At 64.3% G+C, this 22,048-nt stretch carries 23 protein-coding genes; 15 read left to right on the top strand and 8 right to left on the bottom strand.

Annotation, left to right across the window (positions count from 1 at the left end; translation table 11 throughout):
* Positions 1–57 precede the first annotated feature (57 nt).
* On the bottom strand, positions 58–516 hold the full coding sequence (locus tag K408_RS44080; RefSeq protein WP_349509756.1) for a LysR substrate-binding domain-containing protein: 459 nt from the start codon (positions 514–516) through the stop codon (positions 58–60).
* Between the two features lie 8 nt (positions 517–524).
* The gene (locus tag K408_RS44075) at positions 525–917 is read right to left on the bottom strand and encodes a LysR family transcriptional regulator (RefSeq protein ID WP_349509755.1); all 393 of its coding nucleotides are present in this window, start codon (positions 915–917) and stop codon (positions 525–527) included.
* A gap of 88 nt (positions 918–1,005) precedes the next feature.
* On the opposite strand from K408_RS44075, the gene K408_RS0108900 reads away from it, so the two are divergent.
* Positions 1,006–1,917, top strand: a complete 912-nt coding sequence (locus tag K408_RS0108900) for a DMT family transporter (RefSeq protein WP_024338252.1) — start codon at positions 1,006–1,008, stop codon at positions 1,915–1,917.
* 2 nt (positions 1,918–1,919) lie between these two features.
* On the opposite strand, the gene K408_RS0108895 is transcribed toward K408_RS0108900, so the two are convergent.
* The 5 genes from K408_RS0108895 to gntR form a co-directional block, all read right to left on the bottom strand.
* Positions 1,920–2,312 (bottom strand): GFA family protein, encoded by a 393-nt coding sequence (locus K408_RS0108895; protein WP_024338251.1) that lies wholly within the window; start codon positions 2,310–2,312, stop codon positions 1,920–1,922.
* A 7-nt stretch (positions 2,313–2,319) separates the two neighbouring features.
* The gene (locus tag K408_RS0108890; RefSeq protein ID WP_024338250.1) at positions 2,320–3,066 is read right to left on the bottom strand and encodes an SDR family NAD(P)-dependent oxidoreductase; all 747 of its coding nucleotides are present in this window, start codon (positions 3,064–3,066) and stop codon (positions 2,320–2,322) included.
* A 17-nt stretch (positions 3,067–3,083) separates the two neighbouring features.
* On the bottom strand, positions 3,084–3,815 hold the full coding sequence (locus K408_RS0108885) for an SDR family oxidoreductase (protein ID WP_024338249.1): 732 nt from the start codon (positions 3,813–3,815) through the stop codon (positions 3,084–3,086).
* Positions 3,816–3,948: 133 nt separating this feature from the next.
* Entirely contained in the window at positions 3,949–5,778 is a 1,830-nt protein-coding gene (locus K408_RS0108880) for an IlvD/Edd family dehydratase (RefSeq protein WP_024338248.1), read from the bottom strand.
* A gap of 123 nt (positions 5,779–5,901) precedes the next feature.
* Positions 5,902–7,002: an HTH-type transcriptional regulator GntR gene (gntR, locus tag K408_RS0108875; protein WP_024338247.1), complete on the bottom strand. Its 1,101-nt coding sequence runs from the start codon at positions 7,000–7,002 to the stop codon at positions 5,902–5,904.
* A gap of 203 nt (positions 7,003–7,205) precedes the next feature.
* Between gntR and K408_RS0108870 the strand changes: the two genes are divergently transcribed.
* The 14 genes from K408_RS0108870 to K408_RS0108800 all read left to right on the top strand — a co-directional run bounded on the left by K408_RS0108870 (position 7,206) and on the right by K408_RS0108800 (position 20,151).
* Complete coding sequence (locus K408_RS0108870; RefSeq protein WP_024338246.1) at positions 7,206–8,273, top strand: ABC transporter ATP-binding protein; 1,068 nt, start codon at positions 7,206–7,208, stop codon at positions 8,271–8,273.
* A gap of 52 nt (positions 8,274–8,325) precedes the next feature.
* Complete coding sequence (locus K408_RS0108865; protein WP_024338245.1) at positions 8,326–9,645, top strand: ABC transporter substrate-binding protein; 1,320 nt, start codon at positions 8,326–8,328, stop codon at positions 9,643–9,645.
* 65 nt (positions 9,646–9,710) lie between these two features.
* Positions 9,711–10,664, top strand: coding sequence for a carbohydrate ABC transporter permease (locus K408_RS0108860; protein WP_024338244.1), 954 nt, complete (start codon positions 9,711–9,713; stop codon positions 10,662–10,664).
* On the top strand, positions 10,657–11,592 hold the full coding sequence (locus K408_RS0108855; protein ID WP_024338243.1) for a carbohydrate ABC transporter permease: 936 nt from the start codon (positions 10,657–10,659) through the stop codon (positions 11,590–11,592). The genes K408_RS0108860 and K408_RS0108855 overlap by 8 nt, the downstream gene beginning before the upstream one ends.
* Before the next feature lie 65 nt (positions 11,593–11,657).
* Positions 11,658–12,644, top strand: a complete 987-nt coding sequence (gene denD, locus K408_RS0108850; RefSeq protein WP_024338242.1) for a D-erythronate dehydrogenase — start codon at positions 11,658–11,660, stop codon at positions 12,642–12,644.
* 24 nt (positions 12,645–12,668) lie between these two features.
* The gene (locus K408_RS0108845) at positions 12,669–13,637 is read left to right on the top strand and encodes a sugar kinase (protein WP_024338241.1); all 969 of its coding nucleotides are present in this window, start codon (positions 12,669–12,671) and stop codon (positions 13,635–13,637) included.
* A gap of 11 nt (positions 13,638–13,648) precedes the next feature.
* On the top strand, positions 13,649–14,299 hold the full coding sequence (eda, locus tag K408_RS0108840) for a bifunctional 4-hydroxy-2-oxoglutarate aldolase/2-dehydro-3-deoxy-phosphogluconate aldolase (RefSeq protein ID WP_024338240.1): 651 nt from the start codon (positions 13,649–13,651) through the stop codon (positions 14,297–14,299).
* Positions 14,300–14,359: 60 nt separating this feature from the next.
* A complete protein-coding gene (locus K408_RS0108835; protein WP_024338239.1) occupies positions 14,360–15,529 on the top strand; it encodes an acetyl-CoA acetyltransferase in 1,170 nt (389 codons plus the stop codon).
* Positions 15,530–15,646: 117 nt separating this feature from the next.
* Positions 15,647–15,853: a hypothetical protein gene (locus tag K408_RS0108830; protein WP_024338238.1), complete on the top strand. Its 207-nt coding sequence runs from the start codon at positions 15,647–15,649 to the stop codon at positions 15,851–15,853.
* A gap of 125 nt (positions 15,854–15,978) precedes the next feature.
* Positions 15,979–17,187 carry a CaiB/BaiF CoA transferase family protein gene (locus K408_RS0108825; protein WP_024338237.1) on the top strand — a complete coding sequence of 403 codons (1,209 nt, stop codon included), beginning with the start codon at positions 15,979–15,981 and terminating at the stop codon, positions 17,185–17,187.
* Positions 17,188–17,326: 139 nt separating this feature from the next.
* Complete coding sequence (locus tag K408_RS0108820; protein WP_024338236.1) at positions 17,327–18,463, top strand: thiolase family protein; 1,137 nt, start codon at positions 17,327–17,329, stop codon at positions 18,461–18,463.
* Entirely contained in the window at positions 18,460–18,816 is a 357-nt protein-coding gene (locus K408_RS0108815) for a Zn-ribbon domain-containing OB-fold protein (RefSeq protein ID WP_024338235.1), read from the top strand. Before K408_RS0108820 ends, K408_RS0108815 begins: the two co-directional genes overlap by 4 nt.
* A 478-nt stretch (positions 18,817–19,294) precedes the next feature.
* A complete protein-coding gene (locus K408_RS0108805; RefSeq protein WP_024338234.1) occupies positions 19,295–19,822 on the top strand; it encodes a carboxymuconolactone decarboxylase family protein in 528 nt (175 codons plus the stop codon).
* Positions 19,823–19,848: 26 nt separating this feature from the next.
* Positions 19,849–20,151: a nucleoside triphosphate pyrophosphohydrolase family protein gene (locus K408_RS0108800; RefSeq protein WP_024338233.1), complete on the top strand. Its 303-nt coding sequence runs from the start codon at positions 19,849–19,851 to the stop codon at positions 20,149–20,151.
* 33 nt (positions 20,152–20,184) lie between these two features.
* Here K408_RS0108800 and glsA read toward each other — a convergent pair whose 3' ends face one another.
* Entirely contained in the window at positions 20,185–22,032 is a 1,848-nt protein-coding gene (glsA, locus tag K408_RS0108795; protein WP_024338232.1) for a glutaminase A, read from the bottom strand.
* Between the last annotated feature and the right edge of the window lie 16 nt (positions 22,033–22,048).

Below are 22,048 nucleotides of genomic sequence, written 5' to 3'. Positions count from 1 at the left end.
CGGCGCGCGCGCTTTGCAAAGCAGGCCGTATAGGGCCGCAACCCTTTACGATCTACCTTATATGGCGCCGAATTCCGAAATTGCCCGTTGCAAATGGTCCGCCAGCAGTGCGGCCGGTCGCGACAGATTACGCGCGCGATGGAGGCGGATGTCCGCGGTCGGCAGCGGCGGCAGGCTGTCGCGCAGGACGCGCAGGCGAGGAGGCAGGGTGCCCACCTTCACGACCGTGATTGCGAGGCCCTGTGCCGCGATCGCTACCACCGCCGCAAGTGTCCGGCTGACGAAGGCAAGGCGCCACGGCCGGGCGGCCGCATCGAGGGCCTCAATAGCCCATTGCCGGAACAGGCAGCCCGGCGGATAGAGCGCGACGGGCAGGATGTCGTGCGGTGCGGCGACCGGGTATGACGCGCCTGCGGCCCAGACCGGCCGCTCGCGCCGCAGCAGTTCGCCGTCGCCGTGTCCTTCCGGATGCATGGCAATGACGAGATCATAAGCTTCGCCGAGCCGGGCCGGCATCGTGGCGGTTAGCCGGTATCTATCTCGACCCGGATCTCCGGATAGCTTCTGGCAAAGTACGCAAGCAAAGGTGGAATGACGATTGTACCGTAGTCGTCCATTGCCCCGAGGCGGACGACGGCTTCGCGCCTGCGCGGGCGGAGCGCATCGACTGCCTCTGCATTGAGGTCGAGAAGCCGCTTGGCATAGACAAGCAGCTCCTGACCCGCTGCGCTCAGTGCCACGCCCGACCTCGTGCGATGGAACAGCCTGACGTCCAGCCGGTCTTCGAGACGTTTGATCTGGACACTCACCGCCGATTGCGTGCGGTTGAGGATCGTGGCGGCGCGCGTGAACGACCGATGCTCCGCAACGGCGAGGAAGGCCTTCAGAAGGTCGGGGTCGAGGTCGGCCGCGGTCATGACGAAAACTTATCCTGGAATTACGGAAATTCCATTCCCCGTTTCGGCGCGCCTCCTATGCTGTCCGCAAAGCCGTCGGGGAGGAGTCGTGGCCGAGATCCTTGGCGTTTTTGCTGCGGTGTTGTCGAGCGCGCTGGGTGGGACCTCCATCGGTGCCACGCGTTATCTCGTCGGGAGCATCGATCCGCTCGCGATCGGCTCGTTCCGCTTCGGCATCGGCTTCCTCCTGCTGTTGCCTCTCGCGCTGCTGCGCGCCGATCACTGGCCCAAGCGAGAGGACTGGGCCGCCGCCGTCGGCCTCGGAATTCTATTCTTCGCCCTGTTTCCGATCCTGTTCAACGCCTCGCTGATCTTCACGACCGCCCCGCGTGGCGCGCTTGCGTTGTCGACGCTTTCTTTGTTGTCGCTCGTGATCGGGGCCGCTCTCGGCGCCGAAGCCCTGACCTGGCGCAAGTCGGTGGGTGTCGTGATCGCGACGTTTGGCGTTGCGGTGGCGCTTCTCTCCGATCTGACTTCGGCCCCGTCGGGAGCCTGGCGCGGAGATCTCCTGATGACAGCGGCTGCGCTGTGCATGGCGCTCTATGGCATCTGGTCGAAACCGCTGATCCGCCGCTCCAGCTCGATCGCCTTCACGACCATCAGCATGGCGGCGGGTGCTGCCTGCTTGATCCTGCTCTCCTGCGTCCGCGGCAGTTTTGCCCCGGTCGCGAACTTCGGTGCGCCGCAATGGCTGGCGGCGCTCTATCTCGGCGGCTTCGGTGCGGCGCTGACCTTCCATCTCTGGGCCTTCGCTCTGGAGCGGACGACGCCGACGCGCGTCGCGATCTCAGTGACGGTCAATCCGATCACGGCATCGCTGGTCGGAGCCTGGCTGCTGAACGAACCGCTGCGCTGGAATCTCGCGGCGGGCATCGTTGCGGTCTTTGCCGGGATCTGGATATCGACGACGACCGGACGGCGCGATCGGCCGGGAGGCGCGTCCGCCTCACACCAGACCTGACGTTATGTCGGGATCGTTCCCGGATATTGCACCAATCCGTCATCGACCTTCACCCAGGTGAGCTTCTCGCTCACCCAGATGTGCTCGGTCGGGGCGAAAGCATTGCGATCATCGAAAGTGGCGAGGGCGACCCCCGCCAGCGTTCCGTTGCGCCGCCATGCGAACAGGCGCGTGCCGCAGTGCTTGCAGAACACGCGGTCGATGTTCTCGGAGGAGGCGTAGCGTGCGGTCTCACCCTCGACGCTGAGCGCGCGCTGATCGAACTGCGCGCGGGCGAAGTAGGGCGAGCCCATCGCCTTCTGGCAGATGCGGCAATGACAGATGCGGACGTTGAGCGGCTCGCCTTCCGCCTTGAACCGCACCGCGCCGCACAGGCATCCGCCTTCCCGGATCATGATGACCTTAATAGGTTGCGCGCCCACCCGAAATGTCGAACACCGCGCCGGTCGAGAATGCGCAGTCCTCGGATGCGAGCCAGGCGACCATCGCGGCGAGCTCTTCCACGAGCACGAAGCGGCCTTTCGGGATCTTCGACAGCATGAAATCGATGTGTTGCTGAGTCATCTGGTCGAAGATTGCGGTCTTTGCCGCCGCCGGCGTCACCGCATTGACGAGAATGTCGTGTGCCGCCAGTTCCTTGCCGAGCGATTTCGTCAGCGCGATCAGGCCGGCCTTGGAGGCCGAATAGTGTGCGGCGTTGGGGTTACCTTCCTTGCCGGCGATCGAGGCGATGTTCACGATGCGCCCGTATTTCTGCTTGAGCATCACGGGCACGATCGCCTTGCTTACGATGAACGGGCCGTCGAGGTTGATGCGCAACACCTTGCGCCATTCCTCCAGGTCGGTCTCCCAGACCGGCTTGTTGACACCGGCGATGCCGGCATTGTTGACGAGAATGTCGATCTTCCCGAAGGCGGCCAGAGTTGCATCGCGGGCCTGATCGACTGCCTGGGTGTCGGTGACGTCGACCTTGAAGACTTTCGTCTCGCCACCGACTTCGCTTGCCGTCTTCTCCGCCAGCGTCGAGTCGAAGTCCCAGATCGCGACCTTTGCGCCCGAGGCGACGAAGCGCTCGGTGATGGCGCGGCCAAAGCCCTGCGCACCGCCGGTGACAATGGCGACGCGGCCGTCGAGATCGATCTTGTTCATGCCGGGTGCCCCTGGGGTCAGAGCATGTAGCCGCCGTCGACCACGAGGTCGACGCCGGTGGTGAAGGCGCTCTCGTCGCTGCCGAGATAGACCGCCATGGCCGCGATCTCCTCGGCGGTGCCGAGCCGCCCCATCTTCTGGCGGGAGATGAACATCTCCTTGCCCTGCGGCCCTTGTGCTGCGGCGCGGTCGAGCATCGAGGGCGTCTCGACGGTGCCGGGACAGATCGAGTTGCAGCGGATGCCCTTGGTGATGAAGTCGAGCGCGACCGCACGCGTCAGCAGCGACACCGCCGCTTTTGATGCGCTGTAGACGTAGCGATTGGCGGGCGGCCTCAAGGCCGCGCAGGACGAGATGTTGACGATGCTGCCGCCGCCCCCCGCAAGCATCTCCGGCAGGAACGCCTTGATGGTCCGGTGCATCGACTTGACATTGAGGTCGAACGAGAAGTCGAAATCCTCTTCGGAGCAGTCCAGGATGGTGCCGTGGTGCACGAAGCCGGCCGCGTTGAGCAGGATGTCGATCCTGCCGACGCGCTTGGCGAACGCATTGACCTCGGCGGTGTTGCGGACGTCGAGCTTGGCGACTTCAGTGATGCCTTCCTTGGTCAGGGTCGCGATCCCGGCCTCGTTGATGTCGGTGGCGATGACGGTTGCGCCCTCGCGCGCGAACGCGATGGCGCAGGCGCGCCCGATTCCAGCCGCAGCAGCCGTGACGACGGCGCGCTTGCCCTTGAGGCGGTCTGCCATTTTGTTGTTCTCCTCACCCTGAATCTGATGGCTGTGTCGTCATTGCGAGCGAAGCGAAGCAATCCAGAATCTTGCCGCGGAGGGCGCTCTGGATTGCTTCGTCGCTTCGCTCCTCGCAATGACGGTGTGGCTTCTAGTGATTATCCCGCGCCACGCCAAACGTACCGGCGACGTTCTGATAGCGGGTGGCGAGCTCCATGCAGGCGCCGGTCGATTGCTGGCCGACGGTGTTGCGGTAGATCTCCTGCCACGGCGTCTGGTTCGGCGGGTGCTTGAAGCCGCCACTGGCCTTGAGCTCGGCATGCCGCTTCTTCAGCTCCTCGTCCGAGATCAGGATGTTGGCACTGCCCTTGTTGAGATCGATCCGCACCGTGTCGCCGGTCTTGAGGATCGCGAGACCGCCATTGGCGGCGGCTTCCGGCGAAGCATTGAGGATCGAGGGCGAGCCCGAGGTGCCGGACTGGCGGCCGTCACCGATGCAGGGCAGGGACAGGATGCCGCGTTTGATCAATGCTGCCGGCGGCTGCATGTTCACGACCTCGGCGCCGCCGGGGTAGCCGATCGGACCGGTGCCGCGGATGAACAGCACGCAGTGCTCGTCGATGTCGAGCGCGGGGTCATCGATCCGCTCGTGATAGTCCTCAGGTCCTTCGAACACGATGGCGCGGCCTTCGAAGGCGTTCGGGTCCTTCGGATTGCTGAGGTAGCGGTCGCGGAACTCCTTGGAGATTACGCTGGTCTTCATGATCGCGGAATCGAACAGATTGCCCTTCAGCACCAGGAAGCCGGCGTCCTTCACCAGCGGCTTGTCGTAGGCCCAGATCACGTCGTTATCAGGCGCGGGCGCATTCCTGCAATTCTCGCCGATGCCGCGGCCGTTGACCGTGACTGCATCCTCGTGGATCCGCTTGTGCTTCATCAGCTCGCGCACCACGGCCGGCACGCCACCGGCGCGGTGGAATTCCTCGCCGAGATAGAAGCCTGCCGGCTGCATGTTGACGAGCAGCGGCACGTCATGGCCGACCTTCTGCCAGTCCTCGATCGAAAGCTCGACGCCGATATGGCGGGCCAGCGCATTGATGTGGATCGGCGCATTGGTCGAGCCGCCGATCGCGGAATTGATCACGATGCAATTCTCGAACGCCTTGCGGGTCAGGATGTCCGAAGGCTTCAGATCCTCCCAGACCATCTCGACGATGCGCTTGCCCGTCTCGTAGGCGATCTGGCCGCGCTCGCGATAGGGTGCGGGGATTGCCGCACAGCCGGGCAGGGAGAAGCCGAGCGCTTCGGCAAGCCCGTTCATGGTCGAGGCCGTGCCCATCGTGTTACAATGGCCGACCGAGGGCGCCGAGGAAGCCACGATCTCCATGAACTCTTCATAGTCGATCTCGCCGGCGGCAAGCCGCTCGCGCGACTTCCAGACGATGGTGCCGGAGCCGGTACGCTCGCCGGCATGCCAGCCGTTCAGCATCGGTCCGCCCGACAGCACGATCGCGGGCAGGTTCACGGTGGCCGCCGCCATCATGCAGGCCGGGGTGGTCTTGTCGCAGCCGGTGGTCAGCACCACGCCGTCGAGCGGATAGCCGTAGAGGATTTCGACGAGGCCGAGATAGGCGAGGTTTCGGTCGAGCGCCGCGGTCGGGCGCTTGCCGGTCTCCTGGATCGGATGGGTCGGGAATTCCATCGCAATGCCGCCGGCTTCGCGGATGCCCTCACGGACGCGATGGGCAAGCTCGATGTGGTGGCGGTTGCAGGGAGAGAGGTCGTTGCCGGTCTGGGCGATGCCGATGATCGGCTTGCCGGACTGCAGCTCGGCGCGGGTGAGGCCGTAGTTCAGGTAACGCTCCATATAGAGCGCCGTCATGCCCGGATTGTGCGGGTTGTTGAACCATTCTTGCGAGCGAAGATGGCGGCGGGAGCCGTTGCTGCCGGCGGCATGCCCATTGGTTGGCTTCTTTGTCATTGGTTTCTCCTGCAATGCAAACGCACCGGCGTCCGTCTCACGGTAGCGGCATGTGCGATGCCCAACGGCGCGAGCGATGATCTGCCGTCCCGCTGGCGGGGTCGTTTCCTCATAAGTGCAATACTAGTCGTGGCTACTTGGTAACGCTATCATTTTGTTCGCTGCGCCCGCGGCGGAAGTGGCCGGCCTGCTGTCCGCACGTCGTGCTGACGAGCTTTGCCGCTCGATCACCTTGAAGCCGAGATCGAGCACCGCCTGCTCCGGCCGCCGCCCTTCGATGGCGTTGATCAGCATGGTGGCGGCCGTCTTCCCCATCTCGTAGCGGTTGGTGCGGACGCTGGTGAGAGTGGGGACGGCGGAGGCCATGAATTCGAGGTCGTTGAAGCCGACGATCGCGATCTGCTCGGGGACCTCGATCTCCCGGCGCCGGCATTCGAACAGGACGCCGAGCGCGAGGTCGTCGTTGGCGCAGAACACCGCGTCTATGTCGGGCTCGCGCGCCAGAAGATCGGTGAACAGCGCGCCGCCGAGCGTCACGGAGGTTGGCGTCGCCGTCGTGACCACGAGACGCTGATCGAACAGTCCGGCGTCCTTCATCGCCGAGACATATCCGTCGAGGCGCCGCTGCACTCTGGGATCCATGCGTGCGCCGACGAAGCCGATCTTGCGGTGGCCTTGTTCGAACAGGTGCGCTATCGCGGCGCGGGCCGCATCGTAGTGTGAAAAGCCGATCATCATGTCGACCGGATCCGGACCGATCTCCATGATCTGCACGATCGGGCAGTCTGCGGCCTCCAGCATCGCGCGGGACTCGGCTGTCTGGTCGATGCCAGTGACGATCAGCCCGGCGGGTTTCTGCGCCAGAAACAGACGCAGCAGCTTCTCTTCCTGGAGAATGCTGTAGCGTGTGTTGGACAACTGGATCGAGTAACGGCTGCCTTCGGATGCATCATAGATGCCGCGCAGCACATCCGAGAACACGTTATTCGTGAGGGAGGGGATCAATACACCGATGACTTCGGTGCGTTGCGAGGCCAGCGCGCGGGCCGCAAGGTTGGGCACATAGCCGAGCTCCTTCGCGGCACTCTCAACCCGTGTCCGCTTGGCGACGGACAGAGCCTCCGGATTGCGGAAGAAGCGGGACGCGGTAATCGGGCTGACGCCGGCGAGCTCGGCCACTTCGGCCAGCCGGATTTTGCCTGACTTGGTGCGTTTTCGACCCATTTGCTGCTCTTAACACAGTCAGTCCTGCAAACAAAGGAACGTTGACAGCGCTACCAGCAACGACTAACCAAAGACAAATTGCCAAAACCGCACAAACTACCGACAATGTCGCCCGCTAAGATCGGGCTTCGTTCGGTGAAGTCTGAAAAAACAAGACGGTCGCGGCGCTTGGAGGCGTCGTGGACTTTCGAGGAGGGAGCTAGATGTCGTCTGTGCAAATCCGCGACGTGCGGAAATCGTTCGGCAATTTCGAAGTCCTGCACGGCGTGACGATACCGATCGAGGACGGCCAATTCGTCGTCCTGGTTGGTCCCTCCGGCTGCGGCAAGTCGACGCTTCTGCGCATGCTCGCCGGTCTCGAGAACATCACCTCCGGCACGATCTCGATCGGCGATCGCGTCGTCAACAATGTCCAGCCCAAGGAGCGGGACATCGCGATGGTGTTCCAGAACTACGCGCTCTATCCGCACATGACGGTCGCCGACAACATGGGCTTCTCGCTGAAGCTGCGGAATGCCAGCGCCGACGAGATCAACAAGCGCGTCAAGCGCGCGGCCGAGATCCTGGCGCTGTCGCCGCTGCTGGACCGCTACCCGCGCCAGCTCTCCGGCGGCCAGCGCCAGCGCGTCGCCATGGGGCGCGCCATCGTGCGCGATCCGCAGGTGTTCTTGTTCGACGAGCCTTTGTCGAACCTGGATGCCAAGCTGCGCGTCGCCATGCGCACCGAAATCAAGGAACTGCACCAGCGGCTGAAGACGACGACCGTCTACGTCACCCACGACCAGATCGAGGCCATGACCATGGCCGACAAGATCGTCGTCATGCATGACGGCATCGTCGAGCAGATGGGCACGCCGCTCGAGCTCTACGACAAGCCCGACAACCAGTTCGTCGCCGGCTTCATCGGCTCGCCCGCAATGAACTTCCTCAAGGGGCATGTGCGCGTCAATGGCGTTGCCACCTTCGAGGGACCGAACGGCGTCAAGCTGCCGCTCAAGACGGCGCCGACGGCGTCCGACGGCCGTCCCGCGGTCTACGGCGTGCGGCCGGAGCATTTCACCATCGCCGACGATGGCGCCGAGGCCGAGATCATCGTGGTCGAGCCGACCGGCTCGGAGACGCAGGTGTTCGCCAAGGTCGGTGGCGAGCAGGTGGTCGCGGTCTTCCGCGAGCGTCACCAGTTCAACCCGGGTGACAAGATACGGCTGAAGCCCGACCCGGCGCTGGTGCACTTGTTTGACGACGCGACGGGGAAACGCCTCAACGCGTAGCGCATAAAGCAACAAAGCATAAGACGACAAAAAACATCACAGGGAGGACGACATGCAAGACTTTACCCGCCGAACATTGCTTCAAGGCGGAACGGCACTGGCTGCGACCGGCATGCTGACCGGGCCGGCACTGTTCGACTTCGCCAGGGCCTGGGCGCAGAGCGCGCCCTGGAAAGCCGAGCCCGGCGCCAAGCTGACCGTGATGCGCTGGAAGCGCTTCGTGCCGGCGGAGGACGATGCGTTCAACGCAATGGTTGCGGCCTTCAAGGCTGCGACCGGCACCGAGATGAACGTGTTCAGCGAATCCTTCGAGGACGTGCAGCCGAAGGCCTCGGTTGCAGCCAACACCGGTTCGGGGCTCGATCTCGCCTGGGGCCTGCACACGCTGCCGCAGCTGTTCCCGACCAAAGTGCTGAAGATGAACGACGTCGCCGATTATCTCGGCAAGAAATACGGCGGCTGGACCGACGCGGCCGCCAAGACCTGCAAGCAGGGAAATGACTGGCTCGGCATCCCCGTCGCGACCAACGGCGGTTACATGACGTACCGCAAGTCGGCGCTCGACAAGGCCGGCTTCAAGGAATTCCCGAAGGACTTCCCCGGCTTCCTCGAGATGTGCAAGGCGCTGAAGGCGAACAACACGCCGGCCGGCTTCGCGCTCGGCCACGCATCGGGCGACGGCAATTCGTGGCTGCACTGGGTGCTGTGGGGGCATGGCGCGTACACGGTCGACCAGAACGACAAGATCGTGATCAATTCGCCGGAGACGGCGAAGGCGCTGGAATACTGCAAGGCGCTGTACGAGAGCTTCATCCCGGGCACTGCGTCCTGGAACGACTCCTCCAACAACAAGGCGTTCCTCGCTGGCGAACTCTATTGCACAGCGAACGGAATCTCGATCTACGTCGCCGCCAAGACGGATGCGAGCAAGAAGGAGCTCGCTGCGGACACCTATCACGCGCTCTGGCCGGTCGGTCCGGTCGGCAAGCCGACTGAGCTGCAGCTGGCGCTGCCGATCCTCGCGTTCAACTTCACCAAGTATCCGAACGCGGCGAAGGCATTCGTCGCCTTCATGCTGGAGAAGGAGAACTACGAGAAGTGGCTGGATGGCGCGCAGGGCTATCTGACGCAGACCTTGAACGCCTATGAGTCCGCGCCGATCTGGACAGCGGATCCCAAGAACGCCGTGTTCGCACAGGCTTCAAAGCGCACGCTGCCCGCGTCCGGTATCGGCACGGTCGGCGAGAAGGCGGCAACCGCGATCGCCGACTTCATCGTCGTCGACATGTTCGCCAATTACTGCACCGGCACCAAGGATGCGAAGGGTGCGATGGCGGAAGCCGAGCGCCAGCTGAAACGCATCTATCGCTGACGGTCACCGGGCGGGCGGCCCTCCGGCCGCCCGCCCGTCAATATTTTTGATCAGGGATATCGGGCATGGCTGATGTCGCAATTCCCCGGGCCAAGCCTCAGTTGAGCGAGGACAGCGCCTGGATCCAGCTCAAACACAATCGCAACTGGCTCGGCTTCTGGTTCATGGTGCCGGCCATGGCGTTCCTGATCTTCTTCCTGGCTTATCCGCTGGGGCTCGGCATTTGGCTGTCCTTCACGGACACCCGCATCGGCAGGGTCGGGCAATTCGTCGCCACCGAGAACTATGAGTGGCTCTGGGACGACTCTATCTTCTGGTTGTCGGTATTCAACACGCTGCTCTACACGTTCGTCGCCAGTGCCTTCAAATTCGGCATCGGGCTCTATCTTGCGCTGCTGCTCAACGAGCATATGCCGTTCAAGGCGATGCTGCGCGCCATGGTGCTCATCCCCTTCATCGTTCCGACGGTGCTGTCGGCTCTCGCCTTCTGGTGGATCTTCGACTCGCAATTCTCGATCATTTCCTGGTCGCTGAAGCAGCTCGGACTGATCAGCCAGAACATCAATTTCCTGGGGGACACCACCTGGGCGCGGATCTGTGTGATCTTCGCCAATGTCTGGCGCGGCGTTCCCTTCGTGGCGATCACGCTGCTTGCGGGATTGCAGACCGTCTCGCCATCGCTCTATGAGGCCGCAACGCTCGACGGCGCGTCGCGCTGGCAGATGTTCCGGCACATCACCTATCCGTTGCTGACGCCGATCATCGCGGTCGTGATGACGTTCTCGGTGCTGTTCACCTTCACCGACTTCCAGCTGATCTGGGCGATGACGCGTGGCGGCCCGGTCAACGCCACCCATTTGATGGCCACGCTGTCTTACCAGCGCGCGATCATTGCCGGGCAGCTGGGCGAGGGAGCCGCGATCTCCAGCGCGATGATCCCCTTCCTGCTCGCAGCCATCATGGTCTCGTGGTTCGGCCTGCAGCGCAGGAAATGGCAGCAGGGAGAGAACAATGACTGATCTGCCGACCAGGTCGATTGATCTCAAGGCCACCCTGTCGGCGTCCTCTCCGACCGCGGCGAAGGACGACCATAGCGAGGGCATGAGCTATCTGCAGTCGGTGCCGCGCAGGATGGTGACGCTGTATCTGCCGCTCACGATCATCGTGGTCGTCCTGCTGTTCCCGTTCTACTGGATGGCGCTGACGTCGGTGAAGCCCGACGAGCAGTTGCTCGACCTCGACAAGTACAATCCGTTCTGGACTTGGAATCCGACGTTCAAGCACTTTCACAAGCTTCTGTTCGAGAGCTATTACCCGCACTGGCTCTGGAATACGATGTACGTGGCCGTGTGCGCGACGGTGCTGTCGATCTTTGCGAGCGTGCTGGCCGCCTACGCGATCGTGCGGTTGCGCTACAAGGGCGCCAATCTCGTTGGCGGGCTGATCTTCCTCGCCTATCTGGTGCCGCCGTCGATCCTGTTCATTCCGCTCGCCACCGTCGTGTTTCAGTACGGCCTGTTCGACTCGCCGCTTGCGCTGATCCTGACCTATCCGACCATCCTGATTCCGTTTTCGACATGGCTGCTGATGGGTTATTTCAAGACCATCCCGTTCGAGCTGGAGGAGTGCGCGCTGATCGACGGGGCAAGCCGATGGCAGATCCTGGTCAAGATCGTGCTGCCGCTCGCGATCCCCGGCCTGATCTCGGCCTTCATCTTCTGCTTCACTTTGTGCTGGAACGAGTTCATCTACGCCCTGACGTTCCTGCAATCGACCAGCAACAAGACGGTCCCGGTCGCGATCGTCAACGAGTTCGTCGACGGCGACATCTACCGCTGGGGCTCGCTGATGGCCGGAGCGCTGGCCGGCTCGCTGCCGCTCGTGATCCTTTACGCCTTCTTCGTGGAGCATTATGTGTCGGCGATGACCGGCGCCGTGAAGGAGTGATCGCGGTGCTTGCCGAAGCGGCATCCGGAGCGGTGCGCTTCGGCCAATAAGAAGGAGTTAGGCTCTTGCACATTCTGGTTCTGGGCGCTGCCGGCATGGTTGGCCGCAAACTCTGCGAACGGCTGCTGCGCGACGGCCGGCTGGGCAAGAGCGACATCACCAAGCTCACCATGCATGACGTGGTCGAACCGAAGAAGCCGGAGAACGCCGGCTTCCCGGTCGAGACCATCTCGGGCGATTTCGCGGTACCGGGCGCGGCCGAAAAGCTGGTCGCCGGCCGCCCCGACGTGATCTTCCATCTCGCCGCCATCGTCTCGGGCGAGGCAGAGCTCGACTTCGACAAGGGGTATCGTATCAACCTCGACGGCACGCGGATGCTGCTCGACGCGATCAGGCTCGCGGGCGGCGGTTACAAGCCACGCGTGGTCTTCACGTCCTCGATCGCGGTGTTCGGTGCGCCGTTCCCGGATGCGATCGGCGACGAGTTCTTCCACACCCCGCTGCTCAGCTACGGGACCCAGAAGGCGATCGGCGAATTGCTGCTCGCCGACTATTCCCGTCGCGGCTTCCTCGACGGCATCGGCATTCGCCTGCCGACGATCTGTATCCGGCCCGGCCTGCCAAACAAGGCGGCCTCGGGTTTCTTCTCCAACATCCTGCGCGAGCCGCTGGCCGGCAAGGAGGCGATCCTCCCGGTGTCCGAGGACGTCCGCCACTGGCACGCCACGCCGCGCTCGGCCGTCGGCTTCCTTCTGCACGCCGGCACCATGGACCTCGCCGCCGTCGGCCCGCGCCGCAACCTGACCATGCCGGGCCTGTCGGCCACGGTCGGCGAGCAGATCGCCGCCTTGAAGCGGGTTGCCGGCGAGAAGGTCGCCGCGCGCATCAAGCGCGAGCCGGATCCCTTCATCGTCGGCATCGTCGGCGGCTGGCCACGCAATTTCGATCCGAAGCGCGCACGCGAGCTCGGCTTCACCACCGCCGAGAAGAACTTCGACGACATCATTCGCATTCACATCGAAGACGAGCTCGGCGGCAATTTCGTTCCCTGATCTCCGACTGGGCGGGCCCTGGTGATGGCGAGCGTTGCTTGCATCGGCGAATGCATGGTCGAGCTGAGGCAGGCGCAAGGAGGCGCATCTGCCGGGCAGGGCGGCGGCCTGTACTCACGGGGCTTCGGCGGCGACACCCTCAACACGGCCGTCTATCTGGCGCGGCTCGACATCAAGGTCGATTATTTCACCGCACTCGGCGATGACGGTCTCAGCGACGAGATGGTCGCGGCCTGGAATGCGGAAGGCGTCGGCACGCGGCGTGTCGTGCGGCTGGCAGGCAAGCTGCCCGGCCTCTACATGATCCAGACGGATGCAAAGGGCGAGCGCCAGTTCTTCCACTGGCGCGACAGCGCGGCTGCGCGGCAGCTGATGAGCCTGCCGGAGACCGACGAGATCCTCAACTCGCTGATGAGCTATGACGTCGTCTATCTCTCCGCGATCACGCTCTCGATCTACGACGCACCCGGACGCGAGCGGCTGCTCGCCGCGATCAAGCGCGCGCGCCTGCTCGGCACCCGCTTCGTGTTCGACACCAATTTTCGCGCACGCGGGTGGCCCGATCGCGACGTTGCGCGCGAGGTGTTTGCCGCGGCGCTTGCGACTGCCGACATCGTGCTGACCTCGACCGAGGATCTGCTCGCACTCTATCCGGGCGAGAGCGACGATCAACTGATGGCGCGCATTCCCAGCCCCGAGCTGGTGTTCCGCCTGGCCGAGCCGGTGAGCCTGCTACGCTTTCCCGGCGGGACCAGCGAGGTTCGGGCCGAGCCGATGACCAAGCCCGTGGTGGACACGACTGCCGCCGGTGACAGCTTTGCGGCCGCCTATATTGCGGCCCGCCTCGGCGGTTCCGATCCGGTCGAGGCGGCCCAGGCCGGGCATCGCCTCGCCGGCGTCGTGATTTGCTATCCCGGTGCCATCATTCCGGGCTATGCCATGCCGCCGAAGAAACGGCACCGGCCGGCGCCCTCTCGCCAAGCCACCAAGTGAATCGAGACCTAATGACCACGAGTGCCCAACAGAATCACCTCGTCGCCCTGTTCAAGGCCGCGACGGTCATTCCCGTCCTGACCATCGAGCGAATCCAGGATGCGGTGCCGCTGGCGCGTGCGCTGGTCGCCGGCGGCGTTCGCACGCTGGAGGTGACCCTGCGCACCCCCGTTGCGATCGAGGCGGCACGGGCGATGATGGCGGAGGTGCCCGAGGCGGTCGTCGGCATTGGCACGATCCTCAACCCGGCCGACTTCACCCGTGTCGAGAAGCTTGGCGTGGCGTTCGGCATCAGTCCGGGCCTGACCCCCGATCTCCTGAAGGTGGCGACCGACAGCTCCTTGCCCTTCGCGCCGGGCATTGCCACGGCCTCCGAGCTGATGATGGCGCTGTCCTACGGTTTCGACGTCGCCAAATTCTTTCCGGCCGAGCAGGCCGGCGGCATCAAGGGCCTGCGCGCCCTCGGCGGGCCGTTCCCGAACCTACGCTTCTGTCCGACCGGCGGGATCGGTGAGGCCAATGCGGCGACCTGGCTGGCCGAGCCCAACGTGGTCGCGGTCGGCGGGTCCTGGCTTTGCCCGCCGGCGGAGATCCGGGCTGGGAACTGGGCCGGCATAACTGCCATCTGCGAGCGGACAGTCAAGGCGCTGAAAGCCGCGTGAAGTCTTGCCAATGCTAGGCTAAGACTTAGCTCAGGAAGAGACCTCCAGGGAGAATGGACCATGACCGCCAGCATCGTCGGATGGGCGCATACACCGTTCGGCAAGTTCGACACGGAGACCGTGGAAAGCCTCGTCGTGCGGGTCGCCAATGAGGCGCTGGCCGACGCCGGCGTTTCGGCTGGTGATGTCGACGAGATCGTGCTCGGTCATTTCAATGCCGGCTTCTCTCCGCAGGACTTCACCGCCTCGCTGGTGCTTCAGGCCGACCCCAAGCTGCGCTTCAAGCCGGCGACGCGCGTCGAGAATGCCTGCGCGACCGGCTCCGCCGCCGTCCATCAGGGCCTGCGCGCGATTGCCGCAGGGGCCGCCAAGATCGTCCTGGTCGTCGGCGTCGAGCAGATGACGCGCACGCCCGGTCCGGAGATCGGCAAGAACCTGCTCAAGGCCTCCTATCTGCCCGAGGACGGCGACACGGTCGGCGGCTTCGCCGGCGTGTTCGGCAAGATCGCCAGCTCCTATTTCCAGAAGTATGGCGACCAGTCAGATGCGCTGGCGCTGATCGCAGCCAAGAACCACAAGAACGGCGTCGCCAATCCCTTCGCCCAGATGCGCAAGGATTTCGGCTTCGACTTCTGCCGCGCCGAGAGCGAGAAGAACCCTTACGTCGCCGGTCCCCTGAAGCGCACGGACTGCTCGTTGGTCTCGGACGGTGCCGCTGCGCTGGTGCTGGCCGACCCTGAGACAGCCAAAACCATGAACAAGTCGATCGGTTTCCGCGCCACCGCGCACGCCCAGGACTTCCTGCCGATGAGCAAGCGTGACATCCTCCAGTTCGAGGGCTGCACGGTCGCCTGGCAGCGCGCGCTGGAAAAAGCCGGTGTGACGCTCTCCGATCTCTCCTTCGTCGAGACCCATGACTGCTTCACGGTTGCCGAGCTGATCGAATACGAAGCGATGGGCCTGACGCCGAAGGGGCAGGGCGCCCGTGCCATCAAGGAAGGCTGGACGCTCAAGGACGGCAAGCTCCCGGTCAATCCCTCCGGGGGCCTCAAGGCCAAGGGGCACCCGATCGGCGCCACCGGCGTTTCCATGCACGTGATGACCGCGATGCAGCTGGCGGGGCAAGCGCCCGAAGGCATGCAGCTCAAGAATGCCAAGCTCGGCGGCATCTTCAACATGGGCGGTGCTGCCGTCGCCAACTACGTCTCGGTGCTGGAGCCGCTGAAGTAGGTCGCTCTGTGGGCTGGGCACGGGCGCCACGCGCCGTGCCCACCTCTTTGCGCTAAATCATGGTGGGCCTGCCTCGGCCAGCCTTAATGCTCCTGATTGATTTGCAGGGAATGCATCATGAGCACTGACTACGAAGACTCGCTGTCGATGGACGCACTCAACGATCGTATTGCGATCCTCGAGGACAATATTCGCCAGCTCATCGAGCAGGCCGCGGCGGCCTCGGGCGAGCAGAGCGAGTCGCGCATCGCCGACCGGATCACCCAGCAGAACGACGAGCTCGATCGGCTCCTCAAGATCCGCGAATCCCGTCAGAAGAAATAGCGGGCGACATCGCCGCACCGCGCATGCCGCCATACGCCGCCCGCCCTTGCGCGTGCGGCGGCGCTGCCGTTAGCTGGGACCGAAATCGCGAGGGCACCTGGGTCCCGCGCAATCGGGAGCGAACGATGGGGCCACTGAAGGGCGTCAGGGTCATCGACATGACCACCGTGCTGATGGGGCCCTATGCGACCCAGATGCTCGGCGACTACGGCGCCGACGTCGTCAAGGTGGAATCCCTGGAGGGTGACGTCACACGCCTGATCGGCCCGATGCGTCACGCCGGCATGGGTCCGGTGTTTCTCAACACCAACCGCAGCAAGCGCTCGATCTGCCTCGATTTGAAGAAGCCCGCCGGGCGCGAGGCCGTGCTGAGATTGCTGAAGGACGCCGACGTCCTCGTCTACAACGTCCGTCCGCAGGCCATGGCACGGCTGCAGCTCGGCTACGACGTCGTCTCTGCCATCAATCCCCGCCTGGTCTACGCCGGCGTGTTCGGTTTCGGCCAGGACGGGCCCTATGCCGCAAAACCCGCCTATGACGATCTGATCCAGGGCGCCACCGCGCTGCCGGCGCTGATGGCGCAGACCGGCGACGGCGTGCCGCGCTACGTGCCGAACGCGCTGGTCGACCGCATCGTCGGCCTCACCGCCGTCGGCGCGATCTGCGCCAGCCTCGTCCACCGCGACCGCACCGGCCGCGGCCAGCGTCTGGACATCCCGATGTTCGAGACCATGGCCGGCTTCGTCATGGGCGACCACATGGGCGGGCTCACCTTCGAGCCGCCGCTCGACAAAGGCGGCTATGCCCGCCACCTCTCGCGCGACCGCAGGCCGTACAAGACCTCGGACGGCTATCTCAGCGTCATCGTCTACAACGACAAGCAATGGGAGAACTTCTTCAAGGCCACGAAGCGCGACGATCTTCGCGCCGATCCCAAATTCGCAACCTTCGCCGGCCGCGCCGCCAATATCGACGTGGTCTACGCCGAGCTCGCTCGCATCTTCGAGACACGCACGACGGCGGAATGGATCGAGCTGCTCACCAAGGCCGACGTCCCGGTGATGCCGATGCACGACCTTGCCTCGATGTTGCACGACGAGCATCTTGAGGCGACGAACTTTTTCCCGGTGGTGAACCATCCAACAGAAGGCGAAATCCGCAGCATGAAGGTGACGGCGACGTGGTCAGAGACCGAAGCCGAGCCATCGCGCCTGGCGCCGCGGCTCAACGAGCATGGCGCCGAGATCCTGCGCGAGATCGGTTATTCCGCCGACGAGATCGCAGCCATGGTGCGCGACGGCGTCACGCGCTCGGCGCCGGAGGAGGAGAGGTAGGGATGACCACAGCTCTCTCATCCGTCATTCCGCGGCGCGACAATGTCGCGAGTCCGGAATCCATTCATGCTCGGCACATGCTGCGCGATGGATTCCGGACTCGGCCCTTCGGGCCGCCCCGGAATGACAGGAGGGCACCATGAGCTTCATCACCGGCGTCGGCCTCACACCGTTCGGCAAGCACGAAGGCTCGTCCTCGCTCGATCTGATGAGCAAGGCGGCGCAAGCCGCGCTGGACGATGCCGGGCTGAAGCGTTCGGATATCGACGGCATCCTCTGCGGCTACTCCACCGTCTCGCCTCACATCATGCTGGCGACCGTCTTCGCCGAGCACTTTGGCATCCGTCCTGCTTATGCCCACGCCGTGCAGGTCGGCGGCGCGACGGGGCTCGCGATGACGATGCTCGCGCATCACCTCGTCGAATCCGGCATCGTCCGCCACGTGCTCGTCGTCGCGGGCGAGAACCGCCTCACCGGGCAGAGCCGCGATGCCTCGGTCCAGGCGCTGGCGCAGGTCGGACATCCCGACTACGAGGTGCCGCTAGGGCCGACTATTCCTGCCTATTATGGCCTCGTTGCCAACCGCTATATGCACGAATACGGCGTGACCGAAGAGGACCTTGCCCAGTTCGCGGTGCTGATGCGCAGCCACGCCTGCACCCATCCCGGCGCGCAATTCCACGATCCCATTACGGTCGCCGACGTCATGGCCTCGAAGCCGGTGGCGATGCCGCTCAAGCTGCTCGACTGCTGCCCGGTCTCCGATGGCGGCGCGGCCTTCGTCATCAGTCGCGAACGGACCGGGCAAGCGGGCGTGCGCATCCGCGGCTGCGCCCAGGCCCACACCCATCAGCATGTCACCGCAGCTCCCGCCCTCAGCGAGCTCGGCGCCGAGATCTCGATCGCGCGTGCGAAGGACGCCGCGGGCCTGGCGATCTCCGACGTGCGCTACGCCGCCATCTACGACAGTTTTACGATCACGCTTGCGATGCTGCTGGAGGACCTCGGCCTTGCCGGGCGCGGTGAGGCTGCCGCCCGCGTTCGATCAGGCCATTTCGGCCGCGACGGCGCGATGCCGCTGAACACCCACGGCGGCCTGCTCAGCTACGGCCATTGCGGGGTCGGCGGCGCCATGGCGCATCTGGTCGAAGCGCATTTGCAGATGACGGGCCGGGCGGCTGACCGACAGGTGCGGGATGCGTCCATTGCGCTGTTGCACGGCGACGGCGGCGTGCTGTCCTCTCACGTGAGCATGTTCCTGGAGCGGGTGCGATGAGCGAGCGTCTGACGGACTGGACCAAGGGCGAAGAGGCGATCACCTACCAGACCTGCATCTCATGCGGTCACGTGCAGTATTTCCATCGCGCCTTCTGCGCGGCCTGCGGTGCATCCGGCCCGCGCGCGCAGCGCGCCAGCGGCAAGGGCAGGGTGTACGCGACCTCGCTGGTCTGCCGGGCCGCCACATCAGAGACGCGGGCGCACGTACCCTACAACATCCTGCTGGTCGATTGTGCAGAGGGTTTTCGCATGATGGCGCATGGCGACGACGATCTCGCCATCGGCGATTCGGTCACCGCAAGCTTCAAGCCCTTTGCCGGCCGGCTCGTGCCGTTCTTCACGAGGTCGTAGAGGGATTCGTCATTCGGGGGCGGTCATGCGACCGAGCCTGGAACGGGTATTCTGGGCCTGGCTTGTGCGAGAGCCACCCCGGAATGACGAAAGCACTAAAACTCCAACTAGCGCCCGTAGAACAAGATGCTGGCGATGACGAGCATCGCCGTCACCGCCAGCATATGCGCGAGCGCTCCCGAGGCCGCCCCCTTGGTGGCTTCCTTCATGCCTTTTTCTCCCTAGACTTGGGCGTGACTCACCGTTGTGCGGCTAGCGCACCCGATGGCCAATTGTTTTACTCGGAACACCCCATTTGCGAGTACTCGCCGCGCTTTGTCCCCACACGGCGAATATCGACTGTCTCAGGGTTGATCAGCAATGCGGCGGCAATTTGACTCCCTGATGTTGCTCCTGCGTCCACGCGCGCATAGAGTCATCGGGAAATTGTGCCCACGACGACAAGAAGCATCAAAAGCCCAGGGAAAACTTCAGCAAAATGGCCCGTATCGACTACAGCGACCCGTCCAAGGCATCCGACCGCACCCGCGAGCTCCTCGGCAAGAACCGCAATGCCAATATCTTCCGCATGATGGCGCACTCGCCGAGCTATCTCGAGCAGTACTGCCGCCTTGGCGGCGCCATACGCCACAAGGGCGAGCTCGACCCGATCGTGCGTGAGCTTGCGATCACCCGCACCGGAATTCTGTGCGAGGCTCCGTACGAGGTCGTCGCGCACAAGCGCATCGGCAAGAATGTCGGCGTCACCGACGAGCAGAACGAGGCGCTCGAGAACTGGCAGGCGGCGTCTTGCTTCGATGAGGTGCAGCGCGCCGCGCTCGCCTTCACCGACGAGATCGTGAAGCTGCGCAAGCCGACCGATGCGACGTTCAAGGCCATCGCATCGAAGCTGACGCCCGCTGCATTGGTCGAATTGCAGCTCTCGGTGGGCTTCTACATCATGACCTCGAAATTCCTGGAGACCTTCGAGATCGATCTCCAGCCCGTCACCGAAGTGGTGGGCTGAATCGACGCAAGCGGCGGGGAATGCCGATGACGATCGATGAATATGTGGCCTGGGCCGCGAGCATAGCGAAAGTCGACGAGCATCCGTCCAACGAGCGGCTGTCCTATCTCGGTCTTGGCCTTGCCGGCGAGGCCGGCGAGGTGGCCGACCACGTCAAGAAGCTCTTGCGAGACGGCTGGCTGGACCAGGCGGGCCTCGTCAATGAGCTCGGCGACGTCATCTATTATTGGGCCTGCTTGTGTGCGGCCACCGGGCAGCAGCCGTCCGAAGTGCTGAAGGCAAGTGCGGCGCGGATCAATCGCCGGCTGAGCGAGGCCGCGAGTCGTTGAGACCTTTTCCTGACGAGGCGGAGGAGCGTCGTTCTACGTCGACGTCAATATGTCGACCTTGGCGTTGGCGACGATCAGGCGGTCGGCCAGCAGCTGGGCCAGATTGCGCATGATGCATTCGCTGGCGCGCGGGTGCTGCTTGCGGAAGCGCTGGAAATCCTTCAGCGGCACTTCGTACGTCGTTGCTGCCAGGTCGGCGGACACATCGGCCGACCTTGTCGGCTCCAGCAGCGCCATTTCGCCGAACGCCATGCCGGCGGTGAGTGTCGCCAGCCGGATGCCGTCGGGCAAGGTGACGTGCACCGCGCCGCTGCGCAGGAAGCAAAGGGTATCGGCGGGGTCGCCGGCCGCGAGAATCTTCGCGCCGGATGGATAGGCCCTGATGGTGCAGAGCGAGGCCAGATCGGTCAGTTCTTCCTCGCTCAACCCTGTCAGCAGCGGTTGCTCGGCGAGCTCGGTGGTCTCGTGAAAATCGATCGAGCCGCCGTAGCGATACACGATCTGGTCTTCGGCCCATTCAATGGCGGTGTCGAGCAGGTAGAAGTCCCGGACGTTCTTCAGCTCCGCCGTCCATTCCCGCAAGGTGTCCCATTCCTTGGAGGCGCGCCTGACGCCTGACAGCACGACGGTCACGTTCAAGGCCGCAAGCTCCTCGAACGCTTCGGCGATCAGCCGCGCCCCGGCGCGCGTGGTCGAGGTGACGCGATGGAGATCGAAGATCACGAATTGCGGCCGCGGTCGCCCGGCGAGCCGCCGCGAGACGTAATCGACCGCGGAGAGCGACAGCGTGCCGACCAGCTCGATGATCCGCACTTCCTGCTCATGCGCCGCCAGGATTTCGCGCTCCTGAGGCCGGCGCACGCGGCGGGACGGGCTCTTGCCGATGTTGTAGTCCGCTATGACGGCGTTGCGGGCGTCATCGCTGCGGTTGAGCATGTGCAGGTCGTAATGCGAGGACAGCGCCTCGCAGACCTTGATGCCGCGCACGCTGTTGCCGTGCTTGTCGAGCTTCGGCGAATAGCTGCCGAGGCCGAGCCGGGCCGGGAGCGCTGCGAGAATGCCGCCGCCGACGCCGCTCTTGGCGGGAATGCCGATCCGGTAGATCCATTCGCCGGCATAATCGTACATGCCCGACGACGTCATCACCGAGAGCGTGCGCGAGATCGCGTAAGGCGTGAGCACCTGCTCGCCGGTCACGGGGTTAATGCCGCGGTTCGCGAGCGTCGCGGCCATCACCGCGATGTCCCGCGCGGTGACCAGCACTGCGCATTGTCGGAAATAGACGTCGAGGACGCCAGCGACGCTGTCCGAGATGACCGCATTGGTCTTCAAGAGATAGCCGATGGCGCGGTTGCGGTCGCCGGTCTGGCTCTCGGAAGCATAGACCGCCTCGTCAACGGCAAGGTCGCGGCCGGCAAAGCGGCTGAGGGCGGCACGGATCTGCTCGAAGGCCTCCGTGCCCCTGCTGTCGTAGATCAGCCCGGTGCAGGCGATCGCGCCGGCATTGACCATCGGATTGAACGGATGGTTCTCGGAGTTGAGCCGGATCGAGTTGAAGGGGTCCCCCGAGGGCTCGACCCCGATCGCGCTCTCGACCCTGCCGGCGCCAAGCAGGTCCAGCGCCAGCGCGAACACGAAAGGCTTCGACATCGATTGGATGGTGAAGGGCACCCGGCTGTCGCCGACCTCATAGACATGGCCATCCAGCGTCGCCAGGCTGATGCCGAAACAGGCAGGGTCCGCCTTGCTCAGCTCGGGAATGTAATCGGCAACGCTGCCTGAGGTCTCGGCCGAGAATTCACTGAGGCAATGGTCCAGAAACCGCAGCAGTGGCGGCTTCGAGCGGGTCCAGGCGGCGGCGAGAGGCGATTGCGGCTTCATCGCCCTCTGTTGTGCA

The sequence above is a fragment of the Bradyrhizobium sp. in8p8 genome, assembly GCF_000426845.1.
GTDB lineage: Bacteria > Pseudomonadota > Alphaproteobacteria > Rhizobiales > Xanthobacteraceae > Bradyrhizobium > Bradyrhizobium japonicum_C.
This window is presented reverse-complemented; position numbering and strand designations above follow the sequence as displayed.